Genomic DNA, 16044 nt, shown 5'->3' on the forward strand with positions numbered 1-16044 from the left:
AAAACAGCCCATTTCATTTAAACAACGGTTCGGTAAATGGGAGGGGTCTACACAGCATAAAGGGTTAAACCAGCCATTAGAATTGGCTTTTTTGTCATATTTCACAAATTGAACCACAGGAGGTAGGGTCAAGTAAAGGTCGCTACGGCAGAATTGATATCGAAGGTCTCCTGTTTCAAGGAAGACAATAGATAGGATACAATATCCTTTTCTGAGAAGGAGGATTTGTACACAAACCTGATGGCACTGCTATTGGCGTAACATAGATTGTTCTCCTTTGTGCCGTCCACCACATAAGGAATGTCATAGTATTGTGCCACCCGTTTTATAAACTCTTTTTTGATGGTCAGGGAAGCTAGTTCATCCCTAGAGTATAGGGATATACCGGACTTTTTGACGAATATTTCCGAAAGAGTGACGGTCATGAAATTCTATTCATTTTTGTTTTGAAAGTATTCGATTTTTAGTTGGAACATCTCAGCCATTTTTGTGGCCCTGAATTTTGCTTCTTCGGCTTTCTCCCCGGCAAAGTTTTCATCAACGGTTTCAAAAAAAAGTAATTTCCAACGATTAAAATGTTCGGCTTGCACCGGTAGTTGAACATGAGGCGCGAAGGGACTTCCATTATAGGTATGCTCCTCCAAAAGCACCGTTTGCCAGAAACGGTACATTTTTTCCAAGTGGGTGGGCCAATGGTTGCCTATAACCTTATTGAATATGTCGGCCAATAAATCATCTTGACGGACCTTTCCATAAAAACAGTCAACCAATTGTTTAATGTCCTCCAAGCTTTCAATATCTTTTATTGCTTTCATTTGTTTTATGGTAGTAGTATTCTATTGTTTAGCTTTTGTCTGTGTCCCAAACAATATTGGTGGATAGTGGCCAAAGTTATGAAGAATCGACATAATCAGGATAAATTTATCCGAAATAAGACGAGTTTATGAAACCAACCATCAGAACGGAAAAAGGAGAGGGTAAGGAGAGTCCCATAATCTAGCTTTGGACGATGTGGTAATCGGGTATCCGGGAAGTTCATCAACAACAATGGCCTTACCATATATGGAACAGGATTACCGTGGTATTGAACATAAGACTCAGAATCAAAAAATTAAAAGTGGTCAAGGGTTTTAATTGGGCCAGTACCGCACCGTTGAATGCCATACAAAATATGGTCACCAAAAAGAGCAGAACCATTTTAAGAACCATGTCCATGGACCCCATTAAGAGGACCATGGCTGCTACTGAACCGACACAGCTCTGACCGATAATGGCAATGGTGGAATAGCCCAATTGGCTTTTTTTAAATTCGTTGTACGCTCTGTAGTACAGTTTTTTCATTGCGTTAGTTCTGTATTTATTCCCAGAATGGATCGTTGGTATTGTCATTGAATTTTTCATCGTTATGCTTTTTTATTATGATGTTCATTTGGGTGTCCGTGGCGACTTGTTGAATATGGTTGAAAAGCTGTCTTTCCTCGAAACGTATATACTCTTCCAGTGTTTCCTCGATTTGGCCCAAGGTCTCAAGGGCTGCTTTCTTCTCAGTAAACAATCGGATTAGCCTTCTGTGATCTGAAAGTACCTTTTTTACCCACGGATGATCGTTTCCCACTATGGGGAAGATGTGCGTTTCCTCAAGTTCGAAATGTGGGACCAGATGGGTTGCATAAAACCAATCCATATACAACTTGATACGTTCCAAGGAAATATTTTTTGACAGTCCCGCTCTGATTTTCCAACAGAGGAGCAAACCGTGATGGTGCTCACGGCTTACTCCCTGAAGGGCTCTGTGGCGTTTGATAGGTGGGCGGTCCATAAAAAGATTAGTTGTTCAACAAACTTTTTTCAAGCTGTTCGGACTTTGGAAACAGGATGTTATTCTCCAGATGGATGTGTCGATGGAGATCCTCTTCAAATTCCTGTAATAGGGAAAATGCCACCCGATAGGTATTACAGGCATCTGTGGGAGGTGTGTAGGTATCGCTCAATTCCGAGATTTTACGGAAGCGGTCTCCCTCATTATCATGTTCCTGCATCATCATTTGAATGGGGTTCTTAACTGTCCCAAAATTGGGAATCTCTAAAGTATCGGTCCCCGTTGGCGCATTCACCATTTTACGGATCCAAGGAAACAGGACCAATTCCTCTTTCTTCATGTGCATGGCCAGTTCGCCCGCCGATGTATTGAATTCTTTCAGGATATGGAACAGTTCAGGATGGCGCCCACCATGAACCTTACAAAGCTTGTTCAGATATTGTTGCAGTACCGGGATTTGCTTTTCTACATAACGATGATGTTTTTTTTCAATATAGTCTACCAAAAGGTCCAATGGCCAGGTCTTGAAATCCGGTTGGTCATCCAAATCTTTCGATCGGACCGATGCAAGTTCTTCTAATAGTATCTCCAAATCCAATCCTTTCTTGGTAATTATTTCGGTCAGGGTACGGTTTCCTTTACAACAAAAGTCGATGTTGTGCGCCTTGAATACTTGCGCTATCCGGTAGTCCTCAGCTACCAATTGTCCAATTGTTTTTTCCATGGTGTTGTTCATCATACAAGATTTTTAAATAGGATAAAATTGTCCTTTATTAAGGTAAATTTTTTTATCTTTTCAAATAGGTCAATCCCACTTCCAGCCCTGTGGCCAGTTCGTACAGACTTGTGCTTTTCAACATGGTCCTTAGATTACTTCGGATATCCACGAACTTATCGTGGAGGGGGCAGGGTTTGTCGGCATTACATTCCTTGAGGCCCAGACCACAGCCAACGTAAATATTATCTCCGTCAATGGCCTTGACGATCATACTCAAGTTGACCTTGTCCATATCTTTTCTTTCAATCTCAAATCCGCCCGTAGGCCCTTTTACGGAATGGACGATGTTGTTCCGGGTAAGTTGTTGCAATATTTTGGCAGTAAAGGCGATTGGCGAGTCTATCTCACCAGCTATTTCAGTAACACTGACGCGTCTACCATCCAAGGATTGCAGCGCAATATAAACCGCTGCACGTATACCATATTCACAGGCTTTGGAAAACATTATAAGGTGTTAATATCTCCACAAAGATAAGATAAAAATAAAAAGGACAAAAATATCCTTTATTATTTTTAAGGTGAATCTTTATTTTCATGGGTACAAATAAAACCAAGAGAAGTAAGGATAAACGGGTTTGACGGGAGATGAGCGCTTTTAATAATTTTAAAACCCTTCTTATAACAAATTACTTATGCCTATTTGATGCCTACTAGGCTTTCACCTCATCCAATAGCCTTTCGTTATTTTAAATATTTTTTCAAGAATGATAACGGTTTGTTAACGAATGATAAGTCAATCTTAGCTTGGAATTCTATTTTTGACCTAAGCTGTGGTGTCTACCATTTCCAGACTTTCCACGAGTTGTAGTAACGGTCTGTATAATCAATCAAGGCCTGAATAATAAGTAAAAAAACAACATGGTATGAGAGAACTGGATGGACAAGCTCATAGAGACGAAGCGGGAAAAACAAAAAAAGTAATGGTATTTATAGTCACCATTATATTGGGGTATCTGCTTTTTATCATCCCGGATGTATTTTTTGGGGTTACCAAATTAAACGGAGGAAAAATCGGAGTAAACTTATTGTTCATTGGTCTCTTTCAATTTATAACGGTGACGGCCTTACTGTACTTTTCCCTCAAAATTCTGAAGAAAAAGTTTAGAGATATTGGCCTTCGATTTGATAATCTTGGAAAGGATATTCTTTTGGGTATTTTTTTTGGAGGTTTATGGAGCATTCTTCAATTTGTTTTAATTATTCCCAACACGGGTGGAACAAACCGTCCGGATATCAAGGGAATGCTAGAAATGTATGATGGCACTTTGGTGGGAACTTTATCTTTTATGGCGTTGGGCGTAATCGGTGGCGGTATTACTGAAGAACTTTTTAACCGAGGCTATTTTATCAATGTGCTGAAGGAAACCTTCAAGAACCCCAAAACGGGACTATGGTTTTCTGCAGTTTTGTCCATTTTACTTTTTGCATTGGGACATTTACCTTCTAACACGTTGGATTGGTTCGATATTTTGGTGCCCACCATACTATATACAATTTTGTTTATTTGGACGAAGCGCCTTACGGCTTCCATAGTGGCCCATGGCGTCTACAATGCATCAGCCATTATTTTAACCTATTCTATTTATTTTCACTAATGAGGTAGATAGGAACTTAATACTGTGGATAAAAACAAACAATGTAACAAAAAAGAGATAGAATACTCTTTTGGTAAAAGTAAAACACACTTCAATTTTACAAAATATGCAATTTAAGCTTCAACTGTTTTTTTTGGTCTTCAGCGGACTTATGTGTTTCGGACAACAAAAGTCAATTTCCATAACCATGGATGATGTCCCCAATACCGCGAAGTATCAAAAAGATGGTTATAGCCCAATGTTGTTGAAATTGTTGGACTCCTTGGATATTCCTTTTACCATTTTCATCAATGAGGATAAAATACTCAAGACAGATTCGATAAACCTGAACAAGTCACTACTGGAGTCATGGGTCAAAAGCGATAATGCACTGATTGGCAATCATACCTACAGTCACCCAAGGTATTCGGATGTTGGCCTGAACACTTTTATCCAGGATGTGGAAAAAGGAGAAACCTTGACCAAACAATATGGGGCAAAATATGGTAAAGACCTAACTTATTTTAGGTTCCCTTTTAACGATATGGGCAAAGATACGGTTCAGCATATGCAGATTAGGGAATATTTACAATCGGAAAACTATAGGATAGCCCCCTTTACCGTAGAAAGTTCCGATTGGATGTTCGATTACGTTTACCAACATTATCTGGACAATGGCGAAGATGAAGAAGCCAAAGCAATTGGAGAGCAATATGTGGAAAAGACCTTGGCATTGGTTGGTTTTTTTGATGAAATGGCAAAAGGTTTATACGGGCGTTCCGTAAAGCATATCTATCTATGTCACGATAATGCCATCAATACCGATTATTTGGGGGAAATCATCACAAGACTAAAACAGAACGATTACCAAATAGTAAGTTTTAAGGAATCGCTCACGGATCCGATTTATGATCAGCAAGACCATTACTATAAAAAGTGGGGCATCAGTTGGCTGTACCGATGGATGGATACACAGGACGAACGGGTAAAATGGATGAAACAGGAACCTGAACTAACTGAGATACAGAGTCTATACCAACAGATATTGGATAAATAGAAGTTTAATCTGATTGAAACCTTGATTTTTCAGAACAATGTCACGAAACCAACAAAATTTCAAGAGGGCTATCAAACTAATTACGATTTCATTTTTGGCACTATTGCTTATTTATTGCTCACCTAAAGGAGCAGCTGAGTTTGAAACCGATGAACTTATCGGGGTGTGGTCCGGATTATTGTTCCAAACCGAATCAAAATATGACTCATTGGTACTCTCACCAGCAATTGCTCCTACAGAGGCATATTTATATGAAAAAGGCAAGGAGACTGTGCGCCAAATTACCGGAAAAGGAAGAAATTTTAGTTTTAAGGATTCTTCAGGCCTTCGTTTTGAAGGTTTTTTGTCCAGTGACAGTACCAACTTGCATGGGGTATTCACCCATGATCTTTGGGCACAAAGCCTCAGTTTTGAGCATAAGGATAATCAATGGAGCGCTAAAATTCATAAACCAGAAATAATCGATACCGACTATATCGTCTATTTGGAATTTTATAAGGATTCAACAGGCAATGTACAGGCCAATATTCAAAGCAATAAAGAGAATAGGAAGCTGCATTTCATGATTGATGAGGTTTTGGTAGAAGGGAACCGTATCGACTTTAAGATAACCAACGACCGGTTCGGGATTTCTGCAGTTTACGATACGGAGAAAAGGAATATAGCCCTTACTTATGGCAATGCTAGGGGGAAAATAAAAATTGAGCTGAAAAAACTCAAAACCAATGAATTGGAGGGTTATTTGCCAAAATTACCCAATAAAAACTATCGGTACAGCATTCCAGAAGCTCCGGATTCTAACTTGCAATCAGCTTCTTTGAAGGATGAGGATAAGATGCAATGGGAACATGAGGATTGGGTGGGGTACAAATTGAATTTGCCCATGGTACATGAACCAGGGGATGTATTCGAATACTCCTCCGGAGGCAGTAATTTATTGACAGGGGTCATCCAAAAATCGGTGGACACTTATCTTCCCCTTTTCATTTATAAGGAACTATTGTTGCCCATGGATATCCATGACTTTCAAATGCTTACTTCGCCCATTGATAGGGGATATTTGGCTGGCTCATTTTATATGCGTCCCATTGATTTTGCCAAGTTCGGATTATTGGTACTCAATAAAGGAACTTGGAACGGAGAACAATTGATTGGGGAATCTTGGATAAATGAATCCATAAAACCACATATAAGGGGAAGTTGGCCCAAAGATTCAGACTATGGTTATTTGTGGAGATTGCTGGAACGTGAAGTGGGCGGAAAACGGATGAGGACCATTGAAGCTTGGGGCAATGGTGGTCAGTTTCTTATCATAATTCCTGAAATTGATAAGACCATAACTTTTACCGGGGGCAATTATAATTTGTTTCCCGAGATGGAAGACCGTCCCTTTTCGATCTTAACCGAATACATATTGCCCGCTGTTCAATTAAAATAGGTATCTACATCATCACATTAGAAAATGAAAAAACAACTTTCAATAATCAATCTTACACTACTCATTGCCCTGATTTGCTTCTTATTTTATGATAGCCAGGTCAAGAATGTTGAAACATTCAAAGAGATTATGGCAGAAAGACTCAGCATAATCGATGCCGAGGAAAACCTTTACATTTCAATCAGTAACCCCGAAAAGCAGGCATTGGCCACTACGCATGGTATTGCCCATAATCCAGGTTCAAATAGGGATTTGCCCGGTATCATATTTTTTAATCGTGTTGGGGATGAAGTAGGAGGTATTTACTACGATGGAGCTGATGAAGAGAATTTTGCCGGTATTACTTTTGACCAACAAAAAAACGACCAAATAATGGCCATCATGAAAGACGAATACCAAGTTGATGGTGAGTGGAAAAGATGGTATGGTATGTTTTTTAGGGAGCGGTCCGACTCCATACGGGTTGAAAAATTGTACAATCAGTTTGTGGAACGGACGAAATCAATGACGAAGGCAGAAAAAGATACAGAGTATTTGAAATTTAAAAAATACTTGGATTCCGAAATCAACGTGTACAGGATGTTCTTGGGGCGTGAGGAAAGCAAGAATACCGGTTTATTTATTTATGATTCAAAAGGAAATGAACGGATTAAAATTTATGTAGATGAATTTGATAATACCCGTTTCGAAATTTTTGATAAAAACGGAGTAAAACAAACCATTGGACACTAAAGAATTAAAACAACCCCTAATCTTTCCGATTATCCTTTAAGCATGTAAGAAAAAAGGAACCGTATCAATGATAGGGATTTAGGATACACCCATATTATGATGGCCCGCTTGCACAATACGTTTCCGTTTCGATAACCAAAACGAAAGACAGACCCAAATTGTAGCATATTTCTTTTGGGGATTTGTAACCATTTCAAAAGTCGTCTTGTCCTATGGATGTGAATTCACAAAAAAAGACGAATCATCAATTAAAAATCCATAGAAATGATTACTGTAAATTTAAAACGATTTTACTTTTTTCTTTTTACCTCAACCTTGTTGTCAGGGGCAATAGGATATGCCCAACAGCAAACAATCCATACCATGTACGGCAAAAGTGTGGAGCCCTCTGAACTTACCGAGGGTATCAAAAGGATCATGGAACAGCATAGTGTCCCCAGTTTGTCAATTGCCGTGATAAATAACAATGAATTGGTCTATCACAGTGCCTTGGGAGTATCCAATATTGAAACAAACGAGCCCGTGAATGGCGAGAGTATATTCGAGGCAGCCTCCTTATCCAAACCTATTTTTGCCTATTTCGCCTTAAAAATGGTAGAGCAGGGCAAGCTTGATTTGGACCGGCCGCTCCATGAATATCTGCCACATCCGGGTTTTGCTCCCGAATCTGAGGAGGATGCCAAGCTGATTACGGCACGTATGGTATTGGCACATCAGACAGGGATGCCCAACCATGCCTCTGGCAAAAAAATGAAGTTGGCCTTTAGGCCAGGTACCGGATTCGGGTATTCCGGAGAGGCCTATCAATATTTGGCCGCAGTTATTGGCATGCAAAACGAAGTGGGCTGGAAGGAAGGTTTGAACGATTTGTTTCAAAAGAAGGTAACCGAACCTTTAGGTATGCCACATTCCACCTTTGTTTGGGACGATTATGTTGCTGGGCACAAGGTGTACGGACATGATGAAGACGATGGAACGCCCAAACACAGAGTGCCTTCAGAAGGATATTGGGAAGATGGCGTCTTTAGTGCCTACTCCAGTTTGCATAGTGAAGCTAAGGAATATGCCCAATTTGTAATCGCCATGTTGAAGAAAGAAGGCTTAAAACAGGAGACTTTTGAAGAGATGCTCAAAGAACATACCCATTTTGATGAGGATAACCCATTGCGTAAAGAAGTTGGTCAAACCGGATGGGGACTTGGTTTTGCACAAAAACGTACCCCTGAAATGACCATGCATATGCATACCGGAAACAATCATGATTTTCAGGCCTACGTAATGTTCGTTCCGGAAAAGAAGTATGGAATGGTAGTATTTACCAACTGTGCCAGAATGATACAAGTGGTTTCAGGTTTATCAGAAATCCTTGGTCCACAATTTTAAAAAATGCCCAGGATGGCAAAAACTAGTAACTTTCTGAGACAAGATATAAAACAAAAAAAATAATAATAGTATGGAAAATGTTCAAGATGCCTTAGGGGCCCTGGTCCTGATGTCAGGATTGGTGATAATCGTATATATCATCGCGAGATACACTTATTTGGTAAAAAAGGCCATGATTGAAAACGGGCTGGCGATCCCGACGAAATCGAAGCGATTAATGTTCATTGATATGGGATGTATTTTGGGGGGGATTGGCTTGGGCCTTTTGGTTTCCTCCATGTTCAGTATGATCGACTTGGATGAAAATACCACCGACCTTTTGGTATGGGGAACTATTTTGATTTTTGGTGCCGTTGGGATGGTTCTGGCCCAATTTTTAAGAAACAAATTTGGCGATCAGGGATAACAATACAGATGCGAAATTGATTGATAGGGTCAAGCAAGGGGATGACGGGGCTTTTGTGGATCTCGTAAATAAGTACAAAGATCTTTCCCTTTCCTTGGCCCATTCCATCATGAAAGACCGCGACAAGGCTGAGGATGTGCTTCAGGATGCCTTTGTGAAGGTATATGAGAAAGCCGGTAGTTTCAAGCATCAATCCGCCTTTTCCAGTTGGTTGTACCGCATTGTGGTCAATACAGCCTATAATGCCTTGAAAAAGGAAAAAAAATATCGTGAAACAGAACATTTTAACCAAGAGACCACAAACATTGAGGAGCGTCCTGAAACAGATACAATTCGTGAGGATGATCAAAAAAAATATATTGTAATGGCCATGGAACGATTACGGCCCGATGAGGCCTTGGTACTCAGGCTCCATTATTTATGTGGACATACGATCACCGAAATCCAGGAAATTACAGGATTTGGAATTTCCAAGATCAAAGTGGACCTGCACAGGGGCAGGGGGCATATGGAAGAGGCTCTAGAAGATTTATTGGGAGATCAAGTCAAAGACCTTTTGTGACATATTAAAACGAATACCTATGGAAGAAAAAGCGTTTAAAAAAATACTTTTGAAAAGTAAAGTGAGGACTTCAGAAGAATTCACCGATGATTTGATGAAGAGGCTGGAAACTCGGAAAGCGGAACGTCCCACATCAATACAAATAGCACTCCGACCAGCAATATGGGGTTTTGTAGTGGGAGGAATGGCCATATTGTACATATTGTTTCTGGTGCCTATGAGTTCTTTTACCGTTTTCAACTGGATTCATCTTGGGAAGACACCGTTGATGGTCGGGCTTATATTTCTGTTTATAATGGGTATCAACCATATGCTTCGACTTTCACAAAAGGTGGAATCCTATAATCAATTGGTAAAGTAGTAAGGTATGGTTTTGAACTGTTTAACCATTTGTCCAGAAAAGAATCGTTTATGTATTGCCCCTTTTTGGTCGATCTATGTTGGCAAAGACTCGTTGGAGAAGGTATGTGGAAAATTAACGTATAAAGTGATTGTTAAAGTATGACCAAGAAAATCATATTGCTAAGTATTGTCCTTGTTTTGGCGGGCCTCTCTTTTTTTGAACAAAATTCTAAAAATGCTTCCGCTCCTTATCGTTTCAAGAAAATGCAGTCGGAATTGACAAGAAATGTGTATTCGGACAGTGTTTTGAGATACGTAAAACATAATTATAAGACCATAGTACTACGTAATGCCACCATTATTGATGGTACAGGAGCTCCAGCAAAGAAGAAACAAACAATTATAGTCAAATCAGGAAAGTTTCATGTAATCGGAAATGATGATGAAGTAGTTGTGCCTACAGAAGCAAAGATCATGAACATGCAGGGAAAGACAATTATACCAGGTCTTGTAGGTATGCACAACCATCTTCATATCCCCGGTTTCCCAGATGTGGGGGAAATAGCTTCCAAATTGTATTTGGCCGCTGGCGTAACAACAATACAAACCTGTGGAGCCACCGATTCGGAAAAGGAGCTTTTGCTATCATATGAAATTGAGCAAGGGAAAAAAATAGGACCCAATATAGTTCCAAGTGCACCTTTTGTAAATGGCCCTGGTGGCAACCCGAACATGATCATACCCAAAAATTTGAAACATCTGAAGGATACATTAGGGTATTGGTTGAACAAGGATGTCAAATGGATCAAGGTTTATAGGAATGTTAAACCCGCGGACCTTGAGGAGATTATTGATATGGCCCACGGATATGGGGCCAAGGTCAGGGGGCATTTATGTTCCGTAACCTTTGAAGAAGCGACCCGGTACGGTATTGACGGGATTGAACATGGATTGAACAGCGCCAGTGATTTTAGGACCAATAAGACTTATGGTGTCTGTGGAGGAGGTCGTGAGTATATGGATGAATTAAATATAGATGACCCAAAGGTCAAGAGCTTACAACAACAAATGATTGATAAGGGCACATTTTTGACATCCACCCTTTCCATATATGAAGCAAGTGTGCCAAACAGAATCTATTTGGATGATAGGGCCAAATCGGTAATGTCCCCTTATTTGCTCGATCAGTATGAAAGGCGGAGCAAGGAGGCGCAACATTTAAAAAGTGACCTGACCCGCGAGAAACGTTTACAGCGCATTATGGCTTTTGATCGACAGTTCCATGAAATGGGTGGCCTATTGTGCAGCGGAGTGGATGCCGGCAGGCATATCGTACCTGGATTTGGGGATCAACGGAATTTTGAGTTGCTAAGAGAAGCCGGTTTTAGCACTGAGGAAGCGATTCAGGTCATGACCAATAATGGTGCAAAAGCGCTTGGAAAAAGTGATATTGGCTCAATAGCGGTTGGTAAAAATGCGGATTTTGTCATTTTGGATGGAACTTTGGTCAATGACCCATCTGCGATATATAAGGTGAATACCGTATTCAAGAACGGATTGGGTTATGATTCCAATAAACTGATCGGGGACCTTCAAGGTAAATTTGGTTTGTAATGAAGTGGGAAGTTCCGATTGGAAGTTAGATGTGATACCATTACTTGATGCAGGGAGCATTGGAGAAGCGAGGCATATCCAAGCATTGATTTTTAGAGGGAAATGCCTGAATGGAGATCAACTGGATAATTAAGTGAGAAATCAAACAAAAGAATAATGTGGAAATAACCAAAACAATGACGATGAAAACAATGTTGATTACGTTTTTTATGGCTTTGGGAGTATTTGTTCACTGCAGAGCCCAAGTGCCTGACCCAGTAAACCAAACCATTATACGTTTGACCGTGATCAAGGATGGGGATAAGGTTCTGATGCGAAAGACCCCTTATGGGTGGATGACCCCAGCCGTGTATTTTAAAGAACGGCAGAGTATACAAGAAGTTCTGGATGAAATGACGGAAAATTATGGTATTCAAATTTCTGGCATAGGTCTGAGGGGCTTATTTACCTATACCTATGATTTTAAACCTACAGCTGATATGCGTCAACTCTATGTAGCTAATTACGTCAGCGGGAATTTGGTGTCGCCATCTGAAAATGAGGAAGTGTATTGGATGCCGATAGAAGAGGCCTTGGACAAGTTGGACGCAACGGTTCCATCATTAAAGCAAATGACCAAACATATTTTAGATAACCCTGACAAGGTATGGGGAGGATCATTTACCCTTTTTAAAGCCAACGGTAAAATGAATTCCCGTGTTACGGAGGACTTTTATATGTTGGCCAATATGTAATAAAATGATCAGGTAATCAGTAGTAACCTGCCTATAACTTTTAAAAATCAAAAGGCGTTAAAAAAGTTCTGTTAAATGTTTGGTAAGACGTTATCATTTAAAATCATCATGATGCTTTGTGCAAAGTTGCTGTTGGGAATGTTCTCGAATGGAACTTTTGCACAAGATATGGATGTAAATAGGTTGGATGCCTATTTCAATACTTTGGAAAGAAATGACAAGTTCATGGGCAGCGTGGCCATTCTAAAAGACGGAGAGCTTGTTTATGATAAACAGTTGGGATATTCCAATTTGGAATTGGGGCAGAAACCAGATGAAAACACAAGCTATGGAATCGGTTCAATTTCCAAGGTATTTACCGCTGTTCTCGTTTTTAAGGCCGTTGAGGTAGGTCTAATCGATTTGGATGATACTATTGAAGGGTATTTCCCTGTCATTGGTAATTCGGATAAGATTACTATTGCCCAATTATTGAACCATCGAAGTGGTGTGTTCAATTTTACCGATGATAAGGAAAACTATCTCAGGTATCGTACCACTTATATCGATCGGGCCGAAATGGTCGACCTCATTGCTGAAAGTGGAAGTGTTTTTGAACCGGGAACTAAAGCGGCGTACAGTAATTCCAATTACGTTTTGCTCTCTATCATTTTAGAAAAGGTGTATGGACAGTCCTATTCAGCTATTTTGTGGGAGCAACTGATCGAGCCATTGGGGCTTGCCCATACTTATTTTGGTGGTACTATAAATGAGGAGCAAAGGGAGAGCCGTTCCTACAGGTATGATGGTCAATGGAGACTCATGGTGGAAACGAATACTTCCATCGGATTGGGAGCGGGCGGTATCTTTTCTACCCCGTCTGACCTATTGGTCTTTGCCGATGCCTTATTTTCGGGCAACCTATTGGCCGAGGAGAGCTTGTCACAAATGAAGAACATACGGGATAAATTTGGGATGGGATTGTTCAAGATAGTCTATTATGATCATGTCAGTTATGGTCATAATGGCGAGATTGATGGTTTTATTGGGGCATTGCGCTATTTTAAGGATGATAGGTATGGTGTTGTAGTTTTATCCAATGGGTTGAACCACAACTTGAATGCCATAACCGTAACCATGGTCAATGCCCTTTATGGAAGACACTTTAGTATCCCGGACTTTAGAGTATATCATCCAAAGGCTAAGGAATTGAACGCCTATTTGGGGGTCTACTCCAGTAGCACCTTTCCCGTAAAATTGATGGTCACCAAATCTGGGAACCAATTGGTTGTACAGGCCAAAGGGGATGCCAAAATGAAGATGGAGGCCACTGCAAAAGATGAGTTTAAATATGAGCCAGCCGACATTGTGCTCAAATTCTTTCCCAATAAGGAAGAAATGGCGATTTCCCAAGGCGGAAAATCTTATGTGCTTACACGAGAGTAACCAACTATTTACCTCATAAAAATGATAAAATTTGTTGGCTGTAGGAATCAGCCATCGGGTTCAATTCAAGAATAGTTTAACCTAAAGATGCTGTATAAAAGTAATTAGATTTTCGGAGGTGCTCAATCCTAATTTTTTTTTCAATCGGTTTCTTACCACTCTCAAACTTTCTTTCTTGATCATCATGATCCTGGAAACATCCGATGAGGTCATCCCTATTTTGATAAAGGCCAAGTGTTTCATATCCTTTTGGGAAAGATTAGGGTAATGGGTTGATAATTTAGAATAAAAATCGGGATGTACTTTTTTATAGTGCATCATAAAATCTTCCCAATCTTCATCTAGGTTCATGGTTTCTTGGATATGGGAAAGGATGCTTCTTAATTCTTTTCTTGTGTTCGGTTCAACCTCCAATATCCGATGTTCTATTTTTTTGATAATGTGCTTCTTTTTCTCAAATAATATAGAGGATAGCAAGAGGTTTTGTTGGATTATCTCTTTTTCCTTTCTTTCTAATTCGGCCAGTTTTCTGTCCTGAATGTTCCGGGTACAGCTCAATACCAATAGCACGTTGCCCTTTTTGTCAAAAATGGGCTTGGTATATCCTTCGAACCATTGATAACCAAAGTGTTTTGTCCTGAATTTAAGTTCCAATTTTTCAGGCATGGAGGAGAAGCCTACCGAAGAATTGGAAACATTTTTCAGTAGTTTGGAATATTGTTCAGGATGAATAAAGTCAAAAGGTACCTTTCCCTTAAGATCGTCCGGTGTATATCCCATGATACGTTCCGTTGAAGGGCTTGCATATAGATATTGTCCATCGGCGGGATGGTGTAAACAAACTACATCAATGGTATTTTCTGCGATCAGCTTCAACTTGTCCAGTTTTTGTAAGGCCAGAAGTCGAGCCAAAGCCTCTCCATCGAGGTTTTGTTTCTCTTCCAATAACTGCAACAATCGTTCGGTCTCCTTACCTTGACCCTTTGCTTTTTTCATTTATAAATTTAGCTTCTTTTTACTGTGGGGATACTACAAAACTAATATGGTACACCAAATCATAAAAAATAATCATTCTATGATGATTGTAATTTTGTTTTGATCAATGGTTGGGGTTGATTATCAAAATTTAAGCAACGGTATCATTCCTTATCAAATTCACATATCATAAAATTGAGTTATTTTATTTTTATGGTCGATTTTAATTGAATCAATACCCCTAGCAATCTAGTGAGCGTTACCTTTTCTGGGATACCCATATCGTCGGCCATTCTTGAGATTTCAAGGTTTAAACTTTCGATTTCTGTCCTTCTGTTTTGAAGGATGTCCACATAAGTGGAAATTAACTGGCCGTCCGATCGTTTACTGATCTGCATCAGGTTGTTCTCTATAGCATCCTTGTCAAGGGCAATGCCTTGTTTTTGTGCCACACCAACACATTCTTCAATGACTGTTCTTGCCAATCTTCTTGCATCTGCATTCCTGGTAAAAATGCCATTATCGGTTTCGAGCAATGGACAGATAGAGTTGAAAGCGCAATTGGCAATCACCTTTGTCCATAGCAATGGAGTGATATTGGCTTCACTTCGAAAGCTAAAGTGTTGGGTATTGATCCTTTCCACCAAATCCTGAAGGCCATCATTGTTTCCTTCCAAGTTTCCAACGGGTGATGGCATTACCGATTTAAAGGTAACCTCATTGTCACCTGTTACCTGACTGGTGGAAAACAGGACGCAGCGATATATTTTGTCGAACTCTTCAAAAGGGCGTTCCACATGGAGTCCATTTTGAAGGAGAACGATGGAAAAATCCCCTTCTTTGTCTTTTAGCTTTCTAGCGATTTCGGTATTAGCGAAGGCTTTTACGGTAATCAAAACAATCCCATTGATGGCTTGTAGGCCCTTAAAGGTTGTTGTGGTTATCCTTTGTTGAAATGTTTTGTTTTCTCCAATAACGGTAATGGTTTCTTCCATGTCGGGTATGTTGTCCACACTACCTCTTACAAGTACCACCTCTTTGTTTTCTTGTTGTAAAAAAACGGCCAGAGCCTTTCCTATGGCTCCCGAACCAACAATGTGAATTTTTGTTTCTTTCATACTTGTACGTTTTATAGAATTGCCACTAAGTGGTCGGCAAGGCTATAGGTTATCTGTCCCATGCTCGTATATGGTTGTTATATCAAT

General features: G+C 39.9%; 19 protein-coding genes. 11 read left to right on the top strand and 8 right to left on the bottom strand.

Features of this window, described 5'->3' with window-relative positions:
• Positions 1–128: 128 nt before the first annotated feature.
• The 6 genes from DCK90_RS04890 to DCK90_RS04915 form a co-directional block, all read right to left on the bottom strand.
• On the bottom strand, positions 129–425 hold the full coding sequence (locus DCK90_RS04890) for a hypothetical protein (protein ID WP_108245067.1): 297 nt from the start codon (positions 423–425) through the stop codon (positions 129–131).
• Positions 426–431: 6 nt separating this feature from the next.
• The gene (locus DCK90_RS04895; RefSeq protein ID WP_108245068.1) at positions 432–815 is read right to left on the bottom strand and encodes a group III truncated hemoglobin; all 384 of its coding nucleotides are present in this window, start codon (positions 813–815) and stop codon (positions 432–434) included.
• 238 nt (positions 816–1053) lie between these two features.
• On the bottom strand, positions 1054–1341 hold the full coding sequence (locus tag DCK90_RS04900; RefSeq protein WP_229418533.1) for a hypothetical protein: 288 nt from the start codon (positions 1339–1341) through the stop codon (positions 1054–1056).
• Between the two features lie 16 nt (positions 1342–1357).
• Entirely contained in the window at positions 1358–1819 is a 462-nt protein-coding gene (locus DCK90_RS04905) for a hemerythrin domain-containing protein (RefSeq protein ID WP_108245070.1), read from the bottom strand.
• 7 nt (positions 1820–1826) lie between these two features.
• Entirely contained in the window at positions 1827–2555 is a 729-nt protein-coding gene (ric, locus tag DCK90_RS04910; protein ID WP_108245117.1) for an iron-sulfur cluster repair di-iron protein, read from the bottom strand.
• A gap of 52 nt (positions 2556–2607) precedes the next feature.
• Positions 2608–3042, bottom strand: coding sequence for an RrF2 family transcriptional regulator (locus DCK90_RS04915; RefSeq protein ID WP_108245071.1), 435 nt, complete (start codon positions 3040–3042; stop codon positions 2608–2610).
• Between the two features lie 418 nt (positions 3043–3460).
• Here DCK90_RS04915 and DCK90_RS04920 point away from each other — a divergent pair, with 418 nt between their 5' ends.
• The 11 genes from DCK90_RS04920 to DCK90_RS04970 all read left to right on the top strand — a co-directional run bounded on the left by DCK90_RS04920 (position 3461) and on the right by DCK90_RS04970 (position 13864).
• A complete protein-coding gene (locus DCK90_RS04920) occupies positions 3461–4192 on the top strand; it encodes a CPBP family intramembrane glutamic endopeptidase (RefSeq protein ID WP_108245072.1) in 732 nt (243 codons plus the stop codon).
• A gap of 106 nt (positions 4193–4298) precedes the next feature.
• Positions 4299–5228 (top strand): polysaccharide deacetylase family protein, encoded by a 930-nt coding sequence (locus DCK90_RS04925; protein ID WP_108245073.1) that lies wholly within the window; start codon positions 4299–4301, stop codon positions 5226–5228.
• A 94-nt stretch (positions 5229–5322) separates the two neighbouring features.
• Entirely contained in the window at positions 5323–6666 is a 1344-nt protein-coding gene (locus tag DCK90_RS04930) for a serine hydrolase domain-containing protein (protein WP_234414633.1), read from the top strand.
• A gap of 129 nt (positions 6667–6795) precedes the next feature.
• The gene (locus tag DCK90_RS04935; protein WP_234414635.1) at positions 6796–7398 is read left to right on the top strand and encodes a hypothetical protein; all 603 of its coding nucleotides are present in this window, start codon (positions 6796–6798) and stop codon (positions 7396–7398) included.
• A gap of 264 nt (positions 7399–7662) precedes the next feature.
• Positions 7663–8781: a serine hydrolase domain-containing protein gene (locus tag DCK90_RS04940; protein ID WP_108245076.1), complete on the top strand. Its 1119-nt coding sequence runs from the start codon at positions 7663–7665 to the stop codon at positions 8779–8781.
• Positions 8782–8851: 70 nt separating this feature from the next.
• On the top strand, positions 8852–9187 hold the full coding sequence (locus DCK90_RS04945; protein ID WP_108245077.1) for a hypothetical protein: 336 nt from the start codon (positions 8852–8854) through the stop codon (positions 9185–9187).
• Positions 9171–9749, top strand: a complete 579-nt coding sequence (locus DCK90_RS04950) for an RNA polymerase sigma factor (RefSeq protein ID WP_234414637.1) — start codon at positions 9171–9173, stop codon at positions 9747–9749. Before DCK90_RS04945 ends, DCK90_RS04950 begins: the two co-directional genes overlap by 17 nt.
• Positions 9750–9768: 19 nt before the next feature.
• Entirely contained in the window at positions 9769–10110 is a 342-nt protein-coding gene (locus DCK90_RS04955) for a hypothetical protein (protein WP_108245078.1), read from the top strand.
• A gap of 140 nt (positions 10111–10250) precedes the next feature.
• Positions 10251–11705 (top strand): amidohydrolase family protein, encoded by a 1455-nt coding sequence (locus DCK90_RS04960; protein WP_108245079.1) that lies wholly within the window; start codon positions 10251–10253, stop codon positions 11703–11705.
• A 182-nt stretch (positions 11706–11887) separates the two neighbouring features.
• Positions 11888–12439, top strand: coding sequence for an NUDIX hydrolase (locus DCK90_RS04965; RefSeq protein ID WP_159075763.1), 552 nt, complete (start codon positions 11888–11890; stop codon positions 12437–12439).
• A 75-nt stretch (positions 12440–12514) separates the two neighbouring features.
• The gene (locus DCK90_RS04970) at positions 12515–13864 is read left to right on the top strand and encodes a serine hydrolase domain-containing protein (protein WP_234414639.1); all 1350 of its coding nucleotides are present in this window, start codon (positions 12515–12517) and stop codon (positions 13862–13864) included.
• An 81-nt stretch (positions 13865–13945) separates the two neighbouring features.
• On the opposite strand, the gene DCK90_RS04975 is transcribed toward DCK90_RS04970, so the two are convergent.
• Both DCK90_RS04975 and DCK90_RS04980 read right to left on the bottom strand, forming a co-directional pair.
• The gene (locus DCK90_RS04975) at positions 13946–14860 is read right to left on the bottom strand and encodes a PAS domain S-box protein (RefSeq protein ID WP_108245081.1); all 915 of its coding nucleotides are present in this window, start codon (positions 14858–14860) and stop codon (positions 13946–13948) included.
• Between the two features lie 179 nt (positions 14861–15039).
• Complete coding sequence (locus tag DCK90_RS04980) at positions 15040–15957, bottom strand: ketopantoate reductase family protein (protein ID WP_108245082.1); 918 nt, start codon at positions 15955–15957, stop codon at positions 15040–15042.
• Between the last annotated feature and the right edge of the window lie 87 nt (positions 15958–16044).

The sequence above is a fragment of the Muricauda brasiliensis genome, from assembly GCF_003057865.1.
Taxonomy (GTDB): Bacteria; Bacteroidota; Bacteroidia; order Flavobacteriales; family Flavobacteriaceae; genus Flagellimonas; species Flagellimonas chongwuensis.